Source organism: Oharaeibacter diazotrophicus, from assembly GCF_004362745.1.
Taxonomy (GTDB): Bacteria; Pseudomonadota; Alphaproteobacteria; order Rhizobiales; family Pleomorphomonadaceae; genus Oharaeibacter; species Oharaeibacter diazotrophicus.
Map to the genome: position 1 here is coordinate 371,284 of NZ_SNXY01000008.1, position 21,540 is coordinate 392,823.

General features: G+C 69.8%; 16 protein-coding genes. 10 read left to right on the top strand and 6 right to left on the bottom strand.

What is annotated here, in order from left to right; all coding sequences use genetic code 11:
* Positions 1-411 precede the first annotated feature (411 nt).
* From EDD54_RS14075 to EDD54_RS23670, 3 genes are all read right to left on the bottom strand, one after another.
* On the bottom strand, positions 412-9,009 hold the full coding sequence (locus EDD54_RS14075) for a glycoside hydrolase family 94 protein (RefSeq protein ID WP_126540202.1): 8,598 nt from the start codon (positions 9,007-9,009) through the stop codon (positions 412-414).
* A 136-nt stretch (positions 9,010-9,145) separates the two neighbouring features.
* Positions 9,146-9,403: a hypothetical protein gene (locus EDD54_RS14080; protein ID WP_126540203.1), complete on the bottom strand. Its 258-nt coding sequence runs from the start codon at positions 9,401-9,403 to the stop codon at positions 9,146-9,148.
* Positions 9,404-9,410: 7 nt separating this feature from the next.
* Entirely contained in the window at positions 9,411-9,536 is a 126-nt protein-coding gene (locus tag EDD54_RS23670; protein ID WP_281010177.1) for a hypothetical protein, read from the bottom strand.
* A gap of 511 nt (positions 9,537-10,047) precedes the next feature.
* On the opposite strand from EDD54_RS23670, the gene EDD54_RS14085 reads away from it, so the two are divergent.
* The 9 genes from EDD54_RS14085 (at position 10,048) to EDD54_RS14120 (ending at position 16,731) form a co-directional block, all read left to right on the top strand.
* Positions 10,048-10,257: a cold-shock protein gene (locus EDD54_RS14085; protein WP_126540204.1), complete on the top strand. Its 210-nt coding sequence runs from the start codon at positions 10,048-10,050 to the stop codon at positions 10,255-10,257.
* A gap of 130 nt (positions 10,258-10,387) precedes the next feature.
* Positions 10,388-10,639 carry a hypothetical protein gene (locus EDD54_RS23030; RefSeq protein ID WP_166653454.1) on the top strand — a complete coding sequence of 84 codons (252 nt, stop codon included), beginning with the start codon at positions 10,388-10,390 and terminating at the stop codon, positions 10,637-10,639.
* Positions 10,636-10,893 (top strand): hypothetical protein, encoded by a 258-nt coding sequence (locus EDD54_RS14090; protein ID WP_126540206.1) that lies wholly within the window; start codon positions 10,636-10,638, stop codon positions 10,891-10,893. The genes EDD54_RS23030 and EDD54_RS14090 overlap by 4 nt, the downstream gene beginning before the upstream one ends.
* Entirely contained in the window at positions 10,880-12,007 is a 1,128-nt protein-coding gene (locus tag EDD54_RS14095; RefSeq protein ID WP_126540208.1) for a fatty acid desaturase, read from the top strand. Before EDD54_RS14090 ends, EDD54_RS14095 begins: the two co-directional genes overlap by 14 nt.
* Positions 12,004-12,849 (top strand): transglutaminase family protein, encoded by an 846-nt coding sequence (locus EDD54_RS14100; protein ID WP_126540210.1) that lies wholly within the window; start codon positions 12,004-12,006, stop codon positions 12,847-12,849. Before EDD54_RS14095 ends, EDD54_RS14100 begins: the two co-directional genes overlap by 4 nt.
* A 74-nt stretch (positions 12,850-12,923) precedes the next feature.
* Positions 12,924-14,243: a Na+/H+ antiporter NhaA gene (nhaA, locus tag EDD54_RS14105; RefSeq protein WP_126540212.1), complete on the top strand. Its 1,320-nt coding sequence runs from the start codon at positions 12,924-12,926 to the stop codon at positions 14,241-14,243.
* Positions 14,244-14,370: 127 nt separating this feature from the next.
* Positions 14,371-14,778 (top strand): CopG family transcriptional regulator, encoded by a 408-nt coding sequence (locus EDD54_RS14110; RefSeq protein WP_126541861.1) that lies wholly within the window; start codon positions 14,371-14,373, stop codon positions 14,776-14,778.
* 23 nt (positions 14,779-14,801) lie between these two features.
* Complete coding sequence (locus EDD54_RS14115) at positions 14,802-16,034, top strand: extracellular catalytic domain type 1 short-chain-length polyhydroxyalkanoate depolymerase (RefSeq protein ID WP_126540214.1); 1,233 nt, start codon at positions 14,802-14,804, stop codon at positions 16,032-16,034.
* Between the two features lie 313 nt (positions 16,035-16,347).
* The gene (locus EDD54_RS14120; protein WP_126540216.1) at positions 16,348-16,731 is read left to right on the top strand and encodes a hypothetical protein; all 384 of its coding nucleotides are present in this window, start codon (positions 16,348-16,350) and stop codon (positions 16,729-16,731) included.
* Between the two features lie 127 nt (positions 16,732-16,858).
* On the opposite strand, the gene EDD54_RS14125 is transcribed toward EDD54_RS14120, so the two are convergent.
* From EDD54_RS14125 to EDD54_RS14135, 3 genes are all read right to left on the bottom strand, one after another.
* Positions 16,859-18,922: an AAA family ATPase gene (locus tag EDD54_RS14125; RefSeq protein ID WP_126540218.1), complete on the bottom strand. Its 2,064-nt coding sequence runs from the start codon at positions 18,920-18,922 to the stop codon at positions 16,859-16,861.
* A 22-nt stretch (positions 18,923-18,944) separates the two neighbouring features.
* Entirely contained in the window at positions 18,945-19,289 is a 345-nt protein-coding gene (locus EDD54_RS14130; protein ID WP_126540220.1) for a DUF6634 family protein, read from the bottom strand.
* A gap of 376 nt (positions 19,290-19,665) precedes the next feature.
* Positions 19,666-20,628, bottom strand: a complete 963-nt coding sequence (locus EDD54_RS14135; protein WP_126540222.1) for a hypothetical protein — start codon at positions 20,626-20,628, stop codon at positions 19,666-19,668.
* A 79-nt stretch (positions 20,629-20,707) separates the two neighbouring features.
* On the opposite strand from EDD54_RS14135, the gene EDD54_RS14140 reads away from it, so the two are divergent.
* Positions 20,708-20,977, top strand: coding sequence for a helix-turn-helix domain-containing protein (locus EDD54_RS14140; RefSeq protein ID WP_126540224.1), 270 nt, complete (start codon positions 20,708-20,710; stop codon positions 20,975-20,977).
* Positions 20,978-21,540: the final 563 nt, after the last annotated feature.

Consider the following 21,540-nt stretch of genomic DNA (forward strand, 5'->3'; position numbering starts at 1 on the left):
ACCGCGGCGACCGCGGCGGCACTTTTTTCGAGCTGCGGCCAGCGACGATCACGGTGGGCCCCCGCGGCAGCGAGGGCGAAGGCGATCTCGAGCCCCAGTCCGCCCGTCCCAGTGACGAGGGCGTTCCGCTCGGCGAGGGAGGTCATGTCCCGGGTCGTCCACTTGCTCACGACGTCACTGCTGCGGCGGTTCCGGCGCGGCGGGCCGGCGAGACCGTCGGTCCCGTTCGATCCGGTAGACCAAGGCGGGTGGCAGGTTGGCCCAGGTCCCGCCGATCCGCGTCGCCTTCGGTCCGGGCGGGGCGAGGAGGACGGACGGCACCAGGCAGGTCGGGGCGTAGGTGAACTGGAAAACGGCACCGTCCAGCCGCCCGCATGCGTAGATGCGCGCTCAAGAGCAGTCGTGCTCCTCTCACACGTCAAGACGGCCCGACTTCGCGTCGACGCCGCTGCCGGCGATCGCGTTCGGGCGATGGAGACCCGGATCGGTCCGCGCGGCGCCGCCGACCTTATCGCCGATCGCGAGGCGGACCTCATGGTGGCCACCGTCGAGCGGCAGCCGGAGACCACCGGCGGGGATGGCGACGATCGGTGCGCCCGCCTCCGCGGTCGGGACGCGCTCGAAGGCCAGCGCGTAGCGGGTGGCGCCGAGACGGAGGTCGACCTCAAAACGGTCCCAGACGGCAGGGATGGCGGGGTCGACGACGAGGTCGTCGCCCTCCCGGCGGATGCCGAGGATGCCCTCGAGCCCCGCGCGGTACATCCAGCCGGCCGCACCCGTGTACCAGGTCCACCCGCCGCGCCCGACGTGCGGGGCGACCGAGTAGACGTCCGCCGCCACAACGTAGGGCTCGACCTTGTAGCGGTCCGCCGCGTCCGGGGTCGAGGCGTGGTTGATCGGGTTGAGCAGCGCGAAGAGCGCCGCCGCGCGGTCTCCGTCGCCCAGGCGGGCGAAGGCGAGCACCACCCACATCGCGGCGTGGCTGTACTGGCCGCCGTTCTCCCGGAGGCCCGGCGGATAGCCGGCGATGTAGCCGGGATCCCGGCCGCCGTCGCCGTCGAAGGGCGGCGTGAACAGGAGAGCGAGGCCGGCGCCGGGACGGATCAGCTCGCGCTCCACCGAGTCCATGGCCGTCCGGGCGCGGACAGGATCGCCGGCGTCCGACAGGACCGCCCAGGACTGGGCGATGGAATCGATGCGGCAGGCCTCGGCGCCGGCGGCACCCAGCCAGCTGCCGTCGTCGAAGGTGGCGCGGCGATACCACGCCCCATCCCACGCATGGGCCTCGATCGCCGCCGTCACCGCATCGGCGTGGGCGCGCCAGCGGGCCGCGCGAGCTGGGTCGCGTTCCTCCAGGAGGGGGGCGAGCATCCCGATGGTCCCGACCAGCATCCAGCCCAGCCAGACGCTCTCGCCGCTGCCATCGGCGCCGACCCGGTTCATGCCGTCGTTCCAATCGCCGGTGCCGATCAGCGGCAGACCGTGCCTGCCGCTGAGGGCGATGCATTCGTCGATGCCGCGGACGCAGTGTTCGAGCAGCGTCGCCGTCTCGGTGGTGACGGTGGGGAGAAAGAAGGCGTCGTGCTCGCCCGGCCTGAGTTCCGGGCCGTCGAGGAAGGGCACCGCCTCGTCAAGGACGCCCTTATCGCCGGTGGCGAGGACGTAGGCGGCGGTGGCGTGGCCGAGCCAGACCCGGTCGTCGGAGATCCGCGTGCGCACCCCCTGGCCGGTCTGCGGCAGCCACCAGTGCTGGACGTCGCCAGCAGGGAACTGGCGCGCGGCCACCCGGAGGAGGTGGCGGCGCGTCTCTTCGGGCCGGACGAGGGTCAACGCCATGGTGTCCTGGAGCTGGTCGCGGAAGCCGTAGGCCCCGCTCGCCTGATAGAAGGCCGAGCGGGCGGTGATCCGGCAGGCGAGCGTCTGATAGAGCAGCCAGCCGTTCAGCATCACGTTCATGGCCGGGTCCGGGGTGCGGACCTGGACGGCGCCGAGGATCCCCTTCCAGTGGGCGCGGACCTCGGCGAGCAGTGCCGCCGGATCGGTCGACCGGAGGTCGCGCACGAGGGTGCGGGCGGCGTCGGCCGAGACGGCCTGGCCGATGACGAAGGTGAGGTCGACCGTCTCGCCGGGCGCGACGTCGACCACGGTCTGCAGCGCCGAACAAGGGTCGAGCCCCGCGCCCGTCGCACCGGACAGCGAATTGGACCCCTCGATTGCCGCCGGTCGCAGGGGACTGCCGCGGCCGAGGAGCTCTGTGCGGTCGCCCGTCCAGGCGGTCTGCCGGCCGCCGAGGTCGGCGAAGGCGACCCGCTCGCCGAAGGCCATGCTCCAGGGATTGCGGGCCATCATGGCGCCGGTGGCCGCGTCCAGCCAGGTGGTGACGAAGGGGGCGGACGCGCCGCGGGACGTTCCGAGCACCCATTCCACGTAACCGGTGACAGTCAGGCGGCGCGGCGCCGCGGTGGTGTTGCGGATCCTGAGCCAGGAGAGCTTTGCCGGGCGGTCGAGGGGCACGAACTGGGTCAGCTCCAGGGCGAGGCCGTCGGCCGCGTGCTCGAAGCGGCTGTAGCCGAAGCCGTGCCGGGCAACGTAGACGCCGTCGTCACGCACCACGTGGGCGGTCGGCGCAACGAGGGCGCCGGTCGCCTCGTCACGGACGACGATGCCTTCGCCCGACGGATCGAGCACCGGGTCGTTGGACCATTGGGTGAGCTGGTTCTCACGGCTGCTGTCCGCCCAGGTGTAGCCGGCGCCCTCCGCCGAGACCTGGAAGCCGAAGTCGGGATTGGCGACGACGTTGATCCAGGGCGCCGGGGTGCGGCGGCCGTGGCCGAGGACCGTCACGTATTCGCGGCCGTCTGCCGCGAAGCCGCCGAGACCGTTGAAGAAGGCGAGGTCACCCGTCACAGCCGCCGCGGCGTCCGCCGGAACGGCCCGGGCGGGGGGCGGCGTGCGGACGAGGTCGGCGGGTCGGGCCGGAACGGGCGGGGCCAGCCGGGCGAGATGATCGGCGATCGACCCGAGCCGGGCCGAGAGGACGAGGCGCGCCGCCGACAAGAGCAGGGCGCGCGCGTCCGCCGACGTCTGGTCGGCGCGGAGCACGGTGACCGACTGGCGCGCTGATCCCTCGCCGAGGCCGGGGCGGGCTTGGCTCTTGCGGAGCTCCATGTCGATCGCGCTCTGGAGGTCCTGGACGTAAGAGCTCGTCCGCTCGTTCAGGATGACGACGTCGACGTTGAGCTGCTTCGAACGCCAGTATTCGGCAGCGCGCAGCAGCTGCCGCACCTGTGCGATGTCCTGGACGTCGTCGATCCGGAGCACGACGAGCGGGCGGTCGCCCGACAGGGCGAGCGGCCAGAGGCCGCTCTGGGGGCCGAGCCCGCGGAGCAGCGCCTCGGGGGCGACGCGGAAGCGGCGGTCGGCGTAGATCAGCGGCGCCGCGAGGCGCTGGAAGTCGGCCGCCTCGGCCGGGGTGACGCCGAGGTGCCGGAGCTCCACCTGGGCCTGAGTCCAGGCGAGGGTCTTCGCCCGGTCGCAGGCGTTGCGCTCGTGGTGCGTGTCGACGAGGTCAAGTAGAGCCTCCCGGGTAGGAGCGACCAGCGTCCAGACGGCGATCCGGACGGCGCGACCGGGCGGCACCAGGACGCGCCGGCGAATCGCGAAAATCGGGTCGAGCACGGTGCCGGTGGTGCCGGAGAGCGGCGCGCCCAAGCGGATCGTCGAAGCCGCCTCGAACGAGCGGGCGCCGGCGTGGAAGCGCGCCCTGTCCGTCTCGAAGCTGGGCTCCGCGGTGATCTCACCCTCCACGACGGCGAAATGCGCAGCCCAGATCGGCGTCTCGTCGGGCGCGCGGCGCCGGCGGGTGGCGACCAGCGCGCCGAAGGCGGCGAGGTGCTCGGTCTCGACGAACATCTTGGCGAAGGCGGGGTGGGCGGCGTCGGCGGCGGGCGCGATCAGCGCCAGCTCCACATAGGTGGTCAGCTCGATCTCGCGCGGCCGACGACCGGCGTTGGCGACCGACACCCGGCGGACCTCCGCGTCGGTCTCGCCGGAGACGATGACCTCGAGCGTGGTGGTCAGCGATCCCCGTCGGCCGGTGAAGGCGACCTGGTCCTCGCGGAACTCCACCGCGGCGGCGTCGGCCGCGCCGGGGCCAGCGCGGTCGACGGCCGACCAGACCTCGCCGCTCGCGGTGTCGCGGAGCATGATGCGTGCACCGCCGTCCTCGCGGGTGGCGTCCTCCCGGAAGCGGGTGACGGCGAGTTCGCGCCAGCGGCTGTAGCCGGCGCCGGCGGCCGTCAGCATCACCGAGTAGCTGCCGTTCGACAGGACGTGGGTGACGGGCGGTCCTGCCAGCGGCAAGGTGTGGCGGCGGAGCACGGACGCCTCGGTGCCGGGCATCTCCATGGACGCCTTGACGTCCTCGGCCCGCGGCGGCTGCGCCGTCGCGTCGGCGGGCATCCGCTCGTGCAGCAGCAGCTCGCTCGCCTGGATCATCGGCTCGCGGTGGAACCGCTCGCGCATTCGCCCGTCCTGCAGCGCGTTGGCGATCGCGACGATCGTCATGCCCTGGTGGTGGGCCATGAAGTTGCGAACCAGCACCACGTCCTTGCCGACCGGCAGCCGGGCCGGCGTGAAGTCGAGCGCCTCGATGAAGCCGTAGCGGGCCTTCGCGCCGAGCGTCTCCAGCCGGCGATAGTTGGCGAGCGCACCGGCGGGATCGACCATCGCGGCGAGCCCCGTCGCATACGGGGCGATGACGACGTCGTCCGCTAGGCCCCGCTTCAGTCCGAGGCCGGGCACGCCGAAGTTCGAATACTGGTAGGTCAGCTCGATGTCGCGGGCACTGAAGGCGGATTCGGACACGCCCCAGGGGATGCCGAGGCGCCCGGCGTAGTCCCGCTGGCGGGCCACCACCAGCCGGCTGGTGTGTTCGAGGAGGGAGTCGGCCGGCGCCCGCATCACCAGGGCCGGCATCAGGTACTCGAACATCGAGCCCGACCAGGAGACGAGCGCGGAGTCCCGCCCGAGCGGCGTCCGCGACCGGCCGAGACGGAACCAGTGGCGGGTCGGCAGGTCGCCCTTGGCGATGGCGAAGAAGCTTGCCAGCCTCGCCTCCGAGGCGATCAGGTCGTAGCAGTTGCGGTCGAGGTCGTTGTCGGCCAGCGAATGGCCGATCGAGAGAAGCGTACGGTCGCGATCAAGCAGGAAGGCGAAGTCCATCGCCGTCGCGAAGCGACGGGCCTCCTCGGCCAGCGCCGCGAGATGCATGGAAAGGGCGGCCCGCTCGTCGGCCGAGGCGCGTCGGTCCGCGAGGTCCTCGCGGACGAGTCGGTCGAGGGCGCCGAGCCAGAAGCCGATGTCCGACCGGTCGCCGGCGGGGTCGGGCGAATGGAGGTCGGCGGCGGCGCGGGCCGCCCGATCAATCAGCCGGCCGAGCCCCGGCGCGAGCGCGTCGAAGGGCATCGGATCGCCGAGCCGCTCGTCGATCTCGTCGAGGAGGCCGTCGAGCTGCGACCGGGCGGCGGGCGTGCCGCCCGCCTCGGCCAGCGCCTCGCGGGCGAGGGCGAGGGCGTCCGCCATGCCGGCCCGGGTGTCGGGCGCGTCCTCTGCCCGGCTCCAGCCCGCGCAGGCGTTGGCGACGGCGATCAGGTGGCCGGCGAGATTGCCGCTGTCGACGCTGGAGACGTAGGCCGGTTCGAGGACGCGGAGGTCGCGCGTCTCGTACCAGTTGAAAAAGTGACCCTTGAAGCGGCGCATCCGCCGCATCGACGCGAAAGTCGCCTCAAGGCGCGCGGCGGTCTCGGCGAGGCCGGACCAGCCGAAGTCGCGTGCCGCCACGGCGGACAGGAGATAGAGGCCGATGTTCGTCGGCGAGGTCCGGTGGGCGACGACCGGCGCCGGCGTCTCCTGGAAATTGTCTGGCGGCAGCATCGACTCGGCCGGCGTCACGAAGGTCTCGAAATAGCGCCAGGTCCGCCGGGCGATCAGCCTCAGCGCCCGCGCCTCGGCGGCCGTCGCCGGCGCGGCGACCGGACGACCCGCCCGCGGACGGCTGATCGCCAGGGCCACCGCCGGCGAGGCCAGCCAGACGAGGGCGAAAGCGAGCGCGAGCGGCCAGTTGGTCGGCGCCGCCGCGACGGCGGCGGCGGAGACGCCGAGGCCGAGCAGCATGCCGGGGGCCATCCGGCGGGCGAAGCCGCCGATCGTCGAGCGCGGAGCTGCGGACGAGGCGGCCGCCGTCGTCCACTCGAGGAGGTGGCGGCGGGTGGCGACGACGCGGACGAGGGTCCGGACCGCCGCGTCGAGGCCGAGTGCGGCGCGGTCGGGCAGGAAGACCAGGTCGAGGCCGCAGCGCGCCGAGGCCAAGCGGAGGTCGCGGCCGAGGCGGGCGAGATGGCTGCTTGGCCGCACGCCGGGCCGCAAGGGAAGCACGGAGACGACTACCGGCAGCAGGATCGGCACCGCCAGCGTGGCGAGCACGACCAGCGTGGCGGCCACGGGGACTGGCAAGGTCCAGCCGAACCCGAGTGCCGCCAGCGCGAGCGGCGCGGAGATCGACCGGCGGAGGTTGTCCAGCATCTTGACCCGGCCGACGGCCGGCAGCGGCCCGGCGCCCCAGGTGCGGCCAAGGATCCAGGGCAGGAGCTGCCAGTCGCCGCGCATCCAGCGGTGCTGGCGGCGGGCGGCCACGTCGTAGCGGGCGGGGAAATCCTCGACCACCTCGACGTCGGACGCGAGCCCGGCGCGGGCGAAGGTCCCCTCGAAGAGGTCGTGGCTCAGCATCGCGTTGTCGGGGACGCGCCCGGCCAGCGCCGCCTCGAACACGTCGACGTCGTAGATGCCCTTGCCGGTGAAGGAGCCCTCGCCGAAGAGGTCCTGGTAGACGTCGGAGGCGGCCGAGGCATAGGGGTCGATGCCGCCCGGCGCCGAATAGATCTGCTGGAACAGCGAGCCTTCCGTGCCGAGCGGCATGGCCGGGGTGACCCGCGGCTGCAGGATGCCGTAGCCGCCTATGACCCGCCGCCCCGCGTCGTCGAAGATGGGGCGGTTGAGCGGGTGTGCCATCTTGCCGACCAGCCGGCCGACGACGTCGCGCGGCAGCCGCGTGTCGGCGTCGAGGGTGACGACGTAGCGGACGCAGCGGGGAACCTGCGGCGGCGACCCGGCCGCCGAAACGAAGCTGGTGTCGGTCGCCCCGCGGAGGAGGCGATTGAGCTCGTGCAACTTGCCGCGCTTCCGCTCCCAGCCCATCCAGGTGCCCTCGCCCGCGTTCAGGGCGCGGCGGCGATGCAGGAAGAGGAAGCGGTCGCCAGAGGGCGCCGGGCCATGCCGCCGGTTGAGGCGGTCGATCCGCTCCCGCGCCATGGCGAGCAGTGCCGCGTCTTCTGGACGCTCGGCGGCGCCGTGGTCGACGCCGTCGGCCAGGAGGGCGAACACGACGTCGCCGCCCGCCCCGGAGAGGTGGTGGACCTCGAGTCGCTCGATCTGCTCTTTCAGCTCCGCCTCGCCAGTCATCAGGGTCGGCACGGCGACGAGGGTCCTGAGCCGCTCCGGCACGCCCTCGGTCAGCGCCAGGGCGGGCAGCACATTCGGCCCGATGCTCCAGCTGACGAGCCGGTCGACGATGGTCGCGGCGGCGTCGCTCGCGGGCAGCAGCAGGGCGGCGGCGAACAGCAGGAGCGGCATGGTCGAGCCGTCGCCGCCCGCGACCGCGGAGAGGCCCGCAAGGACGATGGCGACGGAGACGAGGAGGTTGGAGACCAGATAGCCGCCGATGCCGGACCGCCGCGCGAAGCGGCCTGCGAGGAGCCCGCGGGTCGGACGGAAGCCGATCGCCCGCTCCAGCGCGGGCCGGCCGTCGGACAAAAGGTGGTAGCCCGGGTCGCGGATCCGCTCGCGGTCGTCGTCAGGCGCGGCGGCCGCCGCGGCTTCGCCGAGGGCCAGTGCCGTCTCGGCGATCGCGGTCTCGGAGAGGTGAGATCCGCGCGCAAGCTGCTCGACGGCGCTGCGGTAGCGATTGCGCGTCGGGAAGTCCATCGCGGCGAAGCCGCTCGCCGCCGCGAGGCGGGCGTCGACGAGGCTGACGCTCTCGACTAGCTCGGTCCAGTCGAGGTCCGCGATCAGCCGCATGCTCGTGATGATGTTGCGGACAGTGACGTTCGACGCGCCCTGCCGCTGCTGGACCCGGTGGACGACGTCCTCCATGGAGCTGCCCTGACGGGTCAGCGCGCGTTCCAACCAGCCGACGGCCGGCGTGCTGCTCGGATCTTCGTCGCGCAGCCGCTTCACGAGCTGCGCCGCGTAGCGTTCGGGAAGCCCCTCGGGCGGGGTCGCCGGAAGATGCGACGCGGCCCCCCCTGCCGTCTCCCTCGCCTTCAGGATTCGGTCGGCGGCGGCGTCCGCCTCACGGCGCTCGCGGCGCCCGCCGGTCATCTGGTCGGACAATCGCCGGAGGTTCTCGACAAGGACGATGCGCAGGGTGATCGCCAGTGCCCAGAGTTCGCCGATCTCCAACGGCTGGACGCGCTGGTAGGCGAGGACGAAGCGGCGAAGCGTCTCGCGGTCGACGTAGCTGTCGGTGTGGGCGACGAAGGCCCAGGCGAGGCCGAAAACCCTCGGATAACCGGCGAAGGGGCCGCTGCCGAGCTTGGGAAGCTGGCGGTAAAAGCCCGGCGACAGGTCCTCCCGGATCTCCCGGATCTGCGCTTCGACGAGGTGGTAGTTATCGAGCAGCCATTCCGCCGCCGGCACGATGGCACGGCGGTTCTCCGTCTCGACGGCGTTGGCGCGATAGGCGGCGAGGAGGACGGCCGCATCGTCGACGAGTCGCACCCGCAGCGGCGGCACCCGGCGCGGCCGGGTAGTAACTGTCTGGGCGGCGGCGAGCGTCTCCGCATGCTGCTCCAGCCGCTCCAGCCCGAACAGTTCGGCTCGGATCGGGGCGGTGTCCGAGAAGGGCGAGGGGTCAGACGGGCGCTGGAGGAGGTCACGGAAGGGCAGGATCATCGCGGGTCTTTCCGGCACACAGAGGCTCGTGCGGCCGGACGAGACGATGGGCCATTGGTCGTTCAGGGTGGCGCCGGGCATTCAGGGCCGGCCCCGGAGCGGTTCGGTACGGCAATGGGCGCCGTCTTCCCGGCGATCAGGCGGCGTCGGCGGCCAACGCTCGGTCAAGATCCGCGGCGTCCACGTCGAACACGCAATGGGTGGCGGCGACGGCCTCAACCGCCGGAAGATGCATCCGCGTCGCGACCCGCCGGTAGGCGAGAAAGGTGACGTCCGGGACCGCCGCTTCGTCGATGACGATTCGGTAGGTGCCGGGCGGTAGCGCCTTGTCCCAGCCGCGGAGCGAGAACGTCTTGCGGAACGTCACCAGGCTCTCCCGGCTGCGCGTGTTCATGGCTGCCTCACTTGCGCTTCTTGGGGAGCTGGGCCGTACTGGAACCGAGCGGCAGGACCGGCGGCGTCGCCGCGCTCTTCACCGCCTTCGGCTTGCGGATCTCTTTGTTCGATCGCTTCTGGGATTTCGACATGGCCTATGTCCTTCGCTGATGAACCCGTCGAAGGCACGGCGCTGCCAAGTTCATGCGACAGAAATGTGACCGCAGAACACGACAGTACTATCCGATCGATCTGAGAAATGTAGGTCTGATCCTGGATATTACAATAGGACATTCAAAAATATCCCAGAATCTTCCCTTCTGAACACGGTTTAACGTACCTGCTGTCGCCTGACCATCTCTTGAAGCGACCGGCCGCCGATGGATCGAGCCACCGTTTCGCGCCGGGAAGGCGACGATTGATCGATGAAAAACGCCGCAAAACCGGGTGATCCGCTGCGGTCCAAGGGACGTCGCTCCATCGGAGGCGGCAACAGCATTGTATTTTATGAAAAGAGGCTCATATAGGAGTGAGTATTTTTGCATTGGACGTTCGTAACGTACTTTCGGCCACAGTCGCACGCGAACACTCCTCTACGAGAATCACGGCCCATCCATGGGGATGACGTCGAAGCCGGGTTTCGTTAACCGAGGAGTGATCAAAATGACCGTAGGCACGGTGAAGTGGTTCGACTCGACCAAGGGCTTCGGTTTCATCCAACCGGACGAGGGCGGGCCCGACGCCTTCGTGCACATTTCGGCCGTGGAGCAGGCGGGGCTGCAGACCATCGTCGAAGGGCAGAAGATCGGCTACGAACTTCAGCGGGACGCCAAGTCTGGCAAGATGGCGGCGCGCAATCTGCAGGCGGTCTGACGCTCGAGTGCGCACCGCCGGGGCCGGCGCCCCGACGCGGTCCGCGTAGCGTACGCCCGCTCTGAGCGGACGGCACCACCGGACCCTCCGCCAGCGGAGCCCTACCCTTCCCCTTAGAGGATCCATCGCCATGTCCACGACCAGCGCGCCTTTCACCGTCGGGCAGTCCGTCCGAATTCTGCACGGTCCCCACCGTCTCGAAAGCTCTCCGGACGTCTATACGATCGTCCGCTACGATGCGTCCGACGGCCCCGAGCGTAGCTACGTCATCGAGAGCGACCGCGATTACCGTCGACGACGCGAGGTCCACGATCGCCTGCTTCCGGTGGACTCCGCCTCGGATTCGCCCGCCAACCCCTCCCGTCTCCCGGAACCCCGATGAACATCCGCGACAAGATTCCCGGCCTCGACGCCGACGCCCTGAAGACGCTGCGCACCAACGCGACGCGCCTCAGCGCGTCGGGGACACCGAAGCAGAAGGACCAGGCGCGTGACGTCCTGATCCTGGTCGACGAGGAGGAGGCCAACCGGCGCGAAGCCCTGCCCCCCGCCCCGCCGAAGACGCGCCGGAAGACCGGCACAGCCGGCCCGTCGAAGGCAGGCAGGAAGGGTCGGTTGCCGAATGTCGCCACCTGAACCGCGCCTCGCGGTGGCCGTGGCCTCCGGCGGCCCCTCGGTCGCCGCCTGGATGCGCCGGCTCAAGCCCTACCGCAAGGCCGACCGCCGGCGGGCCGTCGTCGAACTCCTCGTCACGCTCGGCCCCTTCGCGGTCACCTGGGCTTTGATGGCCATGGCCCTGGAGATGGGCTGGCCCGTGCTCTACGGCTTGCTGCTTCCGCTCGCTGCGGGCCTTCTGGTCCGCGTCTTCATGATCCAACACGACTGCGGCCACGGCTCCTTCCTGCCCGGGCGGAAGGCCAATGACTGGACCGGCCGCCTGCTCGGCGTGCTCACCCAGACGCCCTACGACTACTGGCGCCGGAGCCACGCGGTCCATCACGCGAGCGTCGGAAACCTCGATGCCCGTGGGATCGGCGACATCGATACGCTTTCCGTCCGCGAGTATCTCGCCCGCGGCCGCTGGGGCCGGCTGAAGTACCGGTTCTACCGGCATCCCCTGGTGATGTTCGGGATCGGGCCCGCCTACCTGTTCCTGATCCAGCACCGCTATCCCCGCGGGCTCGCCCGCTACGGGGCGACGCCATGGGTGAGCGTCATGGCGACCAATCTCGGCATCGTCACCCTCGCTGCCGCCGGGATGGCGCTCGTCGGGCCGACGACTCTCCTCGCCGTCCAGCTTCCCATCGCCATCCTGGCGGCGACGGCCGGCGTCTGGCTGTTCTACGTCCAGCACCAGTTCGAGGAGACCTACTGGGCCGCCGCGGCGGACTGGAGCGCGCCCGACGCGGCGCTCCGCGGAAGCTCCCACCTCGACCTGCCGCAGCCGCTCCGCTGGTTCAGCGCCAACATCGGGCTGCACCACGTCCACCACCTGTCGAGCGGGATCCCCTACTACCGGCTGCCCGACGTGCTGCGCGACCATCCCGAACTGAGTGAGGTCAACCGGCTCACCCTCGGCCACGGCATTGGGTGCCTGCGCCTGGTTCTCTGGGACGAGGCGGCGGGACGCCTGATCTCGTTCCGCGAATTGGCAGAGCGGCAAGTGCCGGAGCGCCCGGTGGAGGGTGCGATGCCCCGACTGCCGGTCGATGCGGCGGTGCTCAGTACCCCATTGGAGACGGCCGCATGAAGATTCGGCATCGGACCACCTATCGCTATTCGACGCCCGTGGCGCTGAACGCACATCGCCTGCTCCTGAGGCCTCGGGACGGCTTTGCGGTGCACGTTCGTCGCTGCGACGTCACGATCTCGCCAAGGGCATCGGTCGTCTGGGCGGAGGACGCCCTCGGGAACGCCGTCGCGACGGCGAATTTCTCCACGCCCGCGGACACGCTCGTCATCGAGAGCGAGATCGAACTGGATCTCCTCGCGCCGCCCTGGCCGGTCTTCAACATAGCAAACTCGGCGATCCGCTACCCCTTCGCATATGACGCGGATGATCTACGCGACCTCGGTGCCTTGACTGGCTCCCATCCGTCGGGCTCCTCCAGCGAAGTGGACGCGTGGGCCCGCGACTTCGTCGCGGGCACGGAGACCGACACCCTGTCGCTGCTGCGCGACATCAACTTTGGCATCGCGCAAGGATTTGTCTACGAACCCCGGGAGCCGGAAGGGACACAGACCGCGAGGGAGACGCTGGCGCTCGGCCGAGGATCCTGCAGGGACTTCGCTGTCCTCTTCGCCGAGGCGGTACGGTCGCTTGGCTTCGCGGCCCGGCTGGTGTCCGGCTACTACCGCGACAGTAACGCCGGCCCAGGCCCGCTCCGTTCGACTCACGCCTGGGTGGAGGTCTTCCTGCCGGGCGGAGGCTGGATCCCCTTCGATCCCACCAACTCGGCCATGGGCGGCTTCGATCTCGTCCCGGTGGCGGTTGGCAGGGACATGGGGCGCATCATGCCGGTGACGGGCAGCTACATCGGTCCGATCGGCTCCTATCTCGGCCTTACCGTCGAGGTTTTCCTGTCGGATTGAGGTGCCGATCCGCACGGGCATTCGTTCTCGTCCCGACCGCGGTTCGAGAAGTCGAACCGCGAAGGACTGCCGCCATGCCGCCATCCGCCTCCCGACTGCCGAAGGAGCCCGCCGATCGACTGACCGCACCGTTCTTGCGATTTCTGCGCATCGAAGCCATGGCCGGCGCCGTGCTGTTCCTTGCCACGCTCCTTGCGATCGCCATGGCAAACTCTCCTTTGGCGAACCTCCATGAGGCACTCTGGAACACGCACGTCGGGATCGTCGCCGGCGGCCTCGAATATGGCAGGTCGCTCAAGGAGTGGGTCAACGAGGGGCTGATGACGCTCTTCTTCTTCGTCATTGCACTGGAGTTGAAACGCGAGTTGGTCCTCGGCGACCTCCGTGATCCCCATGCCGCCGCTTTTCCGGTCGCCGCCGCCGTCGGCGGGATGGCCGTGCCGGCCGCGATGTTCCTCGTGATTGCGGGCGGCGAACCGGGTGGTGGCGCTTGGGGCGTCGTCATGTCCACCGACACCGCCTTCGTGATCGGCTGCCTCGCTGTCCTCCGAGACCGCGTCCCGACGAGCCTCCGTCTTTTCCTGCTCGCTCTTGCCATCGTCGACGACATCGGCGCAATCCTCGTGGTCGCGATCGCCTACGGCGAGAGCTTGAACGCAATTGCGCTCGCTCTCGCAGGGACAGGGTTGCTCGTCGTTGCGGTCGCCGCGCGGCTCGGCGTCCGGCCCTTCCCGGTCTACTTCACCCTCGGCGGCGGCATCTGGTTGGCCCTCGACGCGTCAGGGCTCCATGCGACGATGGCGGGCGTGATCCTGGGGCTGATGACCCCTGCACGGAGCTGGGTTAGCGACGTCCGCCTCCACGCCATCCTCGATCGCGTGGTGGCGCAGCCGCCCGGTAGGAACTGGGCGGGTGACAAGGATGCGCGTGCCGATCTCCACCGGGCGGGGGTAGCCACCCGTGAAGCCCTATCACCGATCGAGCAGCTGGAGACGGCGCTTCATCCCTGGGTCGCCTTCGGCGTGCTGCCTCTGTTCGCTCTCGCCAATGCCGGGATACCGCTCGAGGCCGCCGACCATGATCCTGCACTTCTGTCCGCCATCGTTGTCGGGTTCGTCGTGGGCAAGCCCGTCGGCGTCCTTGTCTTCAGCTTCCTCGTCGTGAGGCTCGGAGTCGGCCTGCGACCGCCGGACCTTTCATGGCCGCTGGTTGCCGCGGGCGCGATGCTGACGGGGATCGGCTTCACCATGGCGCTCTTCATCGCCGATCTCGCCGTCGGACCGGATTTGGCGAAGGCGGTCAAGGCTGGCATCCTCGGTGCCTCGGTCCTGTCGGCAACCCTCGGCCTTTCGGTCATCATTTGGGCGACCTCCAAAGGCGGGCGGCGAAGCTGAGCGCCGTTCGCCTACGGCTCTGCCGGGCGAGCAGACGATGTCTGGAATTCCGGGCCGCGGCCCCTTGCAACACATGGATCATACGCCACATACCATCCAGCTGGATGGTGAACAGAAGGTTGGCGTGATGGCCGAGACAGCGAAAAAGCCGGACGACACGGAAAAGATCACCGTAAACGTCGGCTACGTCGATCTCGGCCGCGTCGACCTCCTCGTAAGCGAAGGCTTCTACTCCAACCGGTCGGACTTCATCCGGACCGCGATCCGCAAGCAGCTCGAGACGCACCGTGATGCTCTCGACCGCTCCCTGGCGCGACGAACGCTCGACCTCGGCTTGCGCGAGATCTCGCGGGCCGAACTGGAGTCAGCGCTCGCCCGCGGAACTCCGCTGCACGTCCGCGTCGTGGGCCTCGCTCGTTTCGCCGCCGACGTCACGCCCGATCTCGCTTCGCAGGCGATCGGTTCGATCACCGTTCTCGGCGCCCTGCAGGCGCCTCCCGCAATCCGCTCGGCCATCGCAGACCGAATCCGCTGAGCCGTTCCACAAGGACCGTCGTCATGAACCGGACCATCACCGACGCGCTTCGGCGCGCCGCAACTCTCACGCGCGCCGGGAGACCCGTCGATGCGACCAGGGCTATCCAGGCCGCACTCAACGGCTCGACCATGCCGCCGGCGCAAGACGAGCCGACCGGGCGGCCGAACGGCCCTCCGATCGCCGGCCCCACGATCCTCGACCTGACGGCGACGCGGGTCGATCGCGGTCCGCCCGCCGGCGCCGCGGCGCGGCCGACGGGCGAGAGCGGGTCGGATCCGGGGTTTCGGCGTCGAGAGAGGAGGTTTACCCGGCCGCTCGCTGAAACGATCCGCGACCTTGCGGCCGCCCGCCGGGTGACAGGCTCGCCTCTCTCCAAGCGTAACGGTCCGCCGCCCGTACCGGAGGGCGCGCGCTATGTCTCCCGGTCGTTCGACTGCGAGCACGGGAGCCGGAGCTATAGCCTCTACATTCCCGCCGCAGCTGCAGGCCGGCGCCCGTCCGGTCTCGTGATGATGCTGCACGGCTGCAAGCAGGATCCCGACGATTTCGCGACCGGCACGGGCATGAACGCCCAGGCGGACGCGACGGGCATGCTCGTCGTCTATCCCGCTCAGTCGGCGGCAGCCAATCCCTCGCACTGCTGGAACTGGTTCAATGCAGCAGACCAGCGGCGTGGCGGCGGGGAGGCCGCTCTCCTGGCGGCGCTCGCGGGTGCCGTCGCGACGGAGTTCGACGTCCCGCCGGGCTCCGTTTTCGTGGCCGGTCTCTCCGCCGGCGGCGCGATGGCGGCCATCCTCGCCGAAGCCTATCCAGACGTATTCAAGGCCGCTGGAATCCACTCTGGCCTGCCTGCCGGCGCCGCCTCGGACATGTCCTCCGCCTTCGCCGCGATGGCAGGCCACGCCAACCGACCTGCGCCGCCTGCACCGACGGCGCCGACTCGGCTGATCGTCTTCCACGGCACGGCGGACACGGTCGTCCGTCCTGCGAACGGCGAGGCCATCGTCGGGACCGCGCGGCATCGTGCGCAGTCGGTCGACCGCCACGAGAGACGGACCGCCGCGGGCCGTACCTATAGGCGCATCGTGTATCGGACCGCCGGAGGACAAGCCCACGCCGAACACTGGATCCTCGAAGGCCACGGTCACGCCTGGTCCGGCGGACGGCCGGAGGGAAGCTACACCGACCGGGACGGGCCGGATGCGTCCGCGGAGATGATGCGGTTCTTCTCGGAGACAGCCGCGCCGCGGTAGACTTCCCCCAGGCAGCCCGCGTCGATCGCCGGTTCGCGAGCCGCCGTCAGGATCCCGGTAAACCGAAATCCAGTCTGGGCCGCTCCTGGTGCATTTCGGAACTTGAGTTCTGCTCAAGGTGCCCCGCGTCCGCCCGCCTCCAAGGCATGCCAGGACAACCTTAACCGACAACCGGCTCTCAGCTGGGCTCGCTCATCGGATCCTGCCAGGGTGACCTCGGTCCGGATCCCCCGGACGAGGCGGCCGCCGCCGGTGCTTGCGACACCGACGACGGCCTACGCCAGCCAAACGCCTGATTGGGCAGGAGTTCGACATGACGATCCATGATTCCGCCGGCTTCGAACCGGCTCACGAGGACTACCGCGTTTCCGAAGGCGGCGCCAAGGTGCCGCGCGGCCAGGAACCGGAGTCGCTCCGTTCGGCTTACGCGCGCTTTCTTGCGACTCGCTCGGTCGGGTTCGAGTACGCGGAGGCGATGACCGACGACGAACTCGCCGTCGTGCTGCGGGAGGAGATGCGGGCGCTCGGGCGCGTGGCGATCTGCCCGGCGAGCACCATCGACGATTTCAGCATCAAGCTCGGCCTGCTCGTCTGCATGCTGGAGTCGGCTGCCGTGCCCCTGCGAGGTCGCTGCGCTCGCGGGATCGCTGATCTCCGATCTGCGGCGGATCTGACGAGAAGCCTCCGTGCTCGTTGAGGCTCATTCGCCGAACCGTCTGGGCTAGGTCTGAACGGCAGCCCACTGTGCGGGCTGCCGTTCTCCGTTCCTGGGAGTCGTTCCACCTCTCGGCTGCCGGTGGGGCGTGCCGACAGGCGCATCGAACCTACGAAGCCAGGCAAGTCCGGCCGCGGTCGACCGTCCTGCTTCGATCGTGCCGCTCGATCACATCGGTGATCCATTCACCCGTGACGCTCGACCGCTCCGCCAGCTCCGCGGCGATCTCCAATACCGCGGCGGTGCGCTCTTCGATGATCGCCTTGGCAACGGCGTACCGCTCGCCGAGCCGCCGCTCCACCCGTCCACGCAGATCGGGCGTGTCCGCGATGCGCTTGAGGAGATCCTCGTCGGTCCGGCCTGGCAGGTGGATCGGCGAGGCTCCGAAGCCCAACTGTAGCTCGACGCGGGCCGCCATGACGGTCGCGCGGTAGAGGTCCGAGCCGGGTCCGCCTGCCGACCCTTCCGACCGGCTTCCCAGGATCACCTCTTCGGCGGCCATCCCGGCCAGCAGGATCGTGAGCTCCGCCTCCCGATCGGCGTCGGTCTGGAGGACCTGTGTCCCGGGCCGCAAGCGCGTCACGCCACCGGCCGGTGACTGAGCGCCGTTCTCTCTGGCGACGAGCTCCCGCACGATCCAGGCCTTCTCGACGGGTCGCCAGCCGAGGATGGTCGCAACCACGGCATGGCCAGTCTCGTGGATCGCCATGCGACGGACCTCCTCCTCCGTCGGCCTGTGCAGAGCGGGCAAGCAGGCATCGAGGTCGGCCAGCCGGAGCGGCCTACGAGCTTTCCGCGCGAGCCGGCGTGCGTCGCGGACGAGGCGCTCGAGGTCGGCACCCGTCCAGCCCTCACTTCGGTGCGCCACATTGCCGAGGTCATCAGCCGCCAAAGCACCGCCGAGGTGGAACCGCAGGATCGCCGTTCTCGCGGGGCCGTCCGGGAGCGGGATCTCGATGCTGCGATCGAGGCGACCGGAGCGCAGGACGCCCGGGTCGATCAGGTGCGGGTAGTTGCAGGCCCCGACCACGACCACGCCCTCGCGGCCCTCCACGCCGTCCAGGCATTCGAGCAGACCGTTGACCACCTCGGTCTGGTAGCCCGCGTTGTGTCCGGAGAACGCCGCACGATCCCCGACGCTGTCGAGTTCGTCGATGAAGAGGATCGCGGGAGCCTTTTCCATCGCCTGGCCGAAGGCCTCCCGCATGGCCGCGAGAAGGTCGCCCAGATGGCCGGCCGCCTGCCAGCGGGCAAGCGAGCCGGCGATCAGCGGAACGCCACATGTGGTGGCGAGCGCCCGGGCGAAGGTCGTCTTGCCCGTGCCGGGCAGGCCATGGAGGAGGATCCCACGATCGACGTCACGCCAAGGCAAACGATCGGCCGCCCAATCGCGAAGGTCCTGCGCGAGGTCGAAGCCCCAGTCGGTCGCGGCGCCCATGCCGGGGAGTTCCTGAAGCGTCGGTGTGGTGACCTGCGCCGACACCTGCCGCACTTCACGCCCCGAGAGGTGCCGGGCGAGCCGCAGCTCGATCTGCCTGAGATTCGCCCCCGCGCGCAGGATCAGGCCGAGGTCACCGAGCGGAAGACTGGCGAGCGCGGTGATGGTGTCGGGCGGCAGCGTGATCCCGAGGCGATAGCGGACGAGACGCTCGACCTGCGCCGGCGTCGGTCCGGTGATCGCGATGCGATGGTCGAGCAGCGGCACGACATCCTGCGGAATGGCGAGCCCTGCCTCGATTGCGAGCACGACGCGGCGATGGCCACGGATGTCCCGTAGGATCTCGCGACGCAGGGAACTCGGTCCGCTCTTGCGGGTCTTGGTCCGGAAGGCCTCGGCCGAGATCACCGCGGTCGTGCTGCGGAGGCCTGTGCCGTCCGGCGACGGCATGCCGGCGTCGATCCGATCGAAAGCGGTCGTTACTTGCTCGACGGCGATGCCCTCGGGCAGATCGAGGGCGACGACAACGGGCAGATCCCGCCAGACGTCGGCGACCGGACGGAGCGCGCGGCGGATCACGGCATGGACCAGCGCGTCGGCCACCGGTCCGCCCAGGGACGGCGCGAAGGCCTTCTCGGCCCGCCGCCGCGCCTTGACCGCGCGCTTGTAGATCCGGCTGGTCCGGTCGCCCGGCCGTGCGGAGTGCCTGTCGTAGCGCTTGAAGTCGATGGCCATGATCAGATCCCCTTCCCGGCGTTCAGCCGTGCTGCCCCGCGTCGCTCGCGGGGCGGCCGAGGCGGTAAAGGCGGGAGTAGGTCCGAGCCCAGCCCGTCACGGGGTCGAGCAGGTAGACGGGCGAGGTCGTGATGAGGCGCCCGGTACCGGTGAGGATCGGGTGGCCGGTGACCGCCCCACAGAGAACCGGTGCCAAGATGGCGTTCGGCTGGTAGCGGTCGAGGATCGGCGCCGCGTCGAGGTCGGTCTTGGTGGGGTACGTGCCGCCCGCGAGCCGATCCATGTCGGCGGCGAGGGCACGGAGCGTGGTGGCCGCGGCGGCAAGGTCTGCGGCCGGCAGCGGCTTGCCGGGGTCGATGAGGAACATGGGGGGCTCCAGGTCAGAAGTGGAGGGCAGAAGGGACGGAGAGGGCAGTAGGAATGGGGATGCTGATCCGGCTGGGGCCGGACTTGGCGGAAATGACCCGATCGGGAGGTGAGGTCCCGGACGTCGGCCAATGTCCGAGGTGGATCGCCGCACGCCATCCCGGGCCGCAGTCGGCAAGGCTCCGTCGTTCCCACCGACGCAGGGCGCGGCAGGGCAACGAACGGTCCGGGTTTGATGGCGATCAGAGGTGGACGGCAGGCGGTAACCAGCGGGTGGCGATCAGCGCCCGCGGGATCCCGTCCTGCGCGTGCGAGCGACGGCTCCGAGCGGCGGCTCGCAGCTCAGCGGGCGCGCGGATCGGAGCCCGGGTGCCCGATCAGGCGCCGACGGCGCTCATGCGCCGCCCTTGAGGGCGCAGCGGCAGGGACGAGAGGCACTCGGCCAGCGTGGGGAGCGGCGCGGCGGGCCTCATCGGCACCACGATCGACTCCCCGGGGACCGGCGTGGCCCCGGCGACCGTTTCGCGGGCCTGCGTCGCCATCGGCTTCGGCGTGGGCGGCATCAGCGCGGCGAGCCGCTCCTGCACCCGCTTCGAGACCGCGCTCGCCATCCGCTCCGTCATCGCCTCCACGATGGGCGTGATCAGCGCGCCAAAGAAGGCATCGAGCGCCGTGCCCTCGACCACATGCCCGCTGATGATACCGGACCGCCCGTAGTAATCGATCGTGATCACCTCCACGGAGCTGACGGTACGGCCGGCGCTGGTCAGCATCCCGCGGAGGATCATCCCCGCCGCCCGGAGATCGAGCCGATCCTGGCGGGCGGCCGAGCCGCCCTGGGCCCCACCGCCTCTCTTGACCGACGCCGCCACGAGCCGCCCCGTCTCGGGGTAGTAAGCGACGATGTCGAGGATGGCGGTCTTCACGACGGCGCTTCCGACCGGGAGGGTGAGCGCCGCCGTCTTGTCCGGCGCATTCGCGACGCAGAGGTCGAGTGCGGCCTGCGAGATCGGCACGGCCACCTGGACCAGCACGTCGACGCCCCCGCTCAATTCCAGCGCCGTCGCGATGGCACTCTCGATCAGGAGGCCGTGACGCCGCAGCACGCTGTCGAGCGGGCTGCGGATCGAGGCGACGGCCTCCGGGATCAGCGGGTCCGGCGTGTAGCTGCGGGCGAAGGCCTCGGCGACCGCCGCGTCCGTCGCCTCGGCGAGCGCCGGCGGGAGCACGGCGCGGGTGCCGTCGCCCTGACTGGGCGACATTTCGACCACCGCCGGAATGGCGGGCGAGCTCGAAGCAGACTTGCGGTCGCGCTTGGAGTGGGTGAAGTTAGCCTGCATTGATGATGCCTCCTATCATCGTTCGTGACGAGGCAACATTGCATCAAAATGCCCGCCCTGACCAGCTGAGATCATACTTATGGTTACCGCAAGGCAAATACGCGCCGCCAGGGCTTGGCTCGGCTGGAGCCAGCAGGATCTGGCGGACAGGTCCAAGGTCGCAAAGAGGACCATTGCCGAGTTCGAGCTCGGCAACAGGGTGCCCTATGACCGGACGTTGCGGGATCTGAAGGAGGCACTCGAAGCGGCGGGCATCATCTTCCAGTTCGACGGAATGTCCGGCACCGGCATCTCCGGACCGTCGGAACAGCTTGGCCGGCGCCTCATCGAGGGGACGGACGGGAACTGAGCCAAGACACCATCGGCGGACGGCAAAGCTGCTTGTGCAAACGGGGAAACGAGTTCCGGGCACCGCAAGCCAAGGTGCGGCCAGCTGGGACTAACGTGCGGGTCAGCTAAACCAACGTGCAGGCAACCTGACAAGGGTTGCCGAGACGCTTTTCAAACGTGCGCGCAGGTCAGGACACATTCCTGGCACGCCGAGCCGACGTGAGTTGAGTTGCGTACATCCGATTCGAAGGTCCGCGCGACCGATTCAAAGATATGAACAAGCGATTCGAAGATCCGGGCAGGCGATTCAGGCACAAACGCCGTTATGCCTTCGAGCGAGCGCAACCTGACTCAATGTGACATGAGTTGCGTAAAGGCGATTCAGAACTCGGGACATCGGATTCAGATAGCGCGACTAGCGATTCCATCGTCAGGTGTTGCGATTCCTTAGTCCACGCCGCCGAATCATTAGTCTGAACAGGTGCGGTATTCTTTTGGAGTTTCGATTCGCCCTCAGTCCCTGGGAATAACAGGCGTATCGAGGCCCAGTTCGAAACACATCCCTCGCTAAATTGAACATTA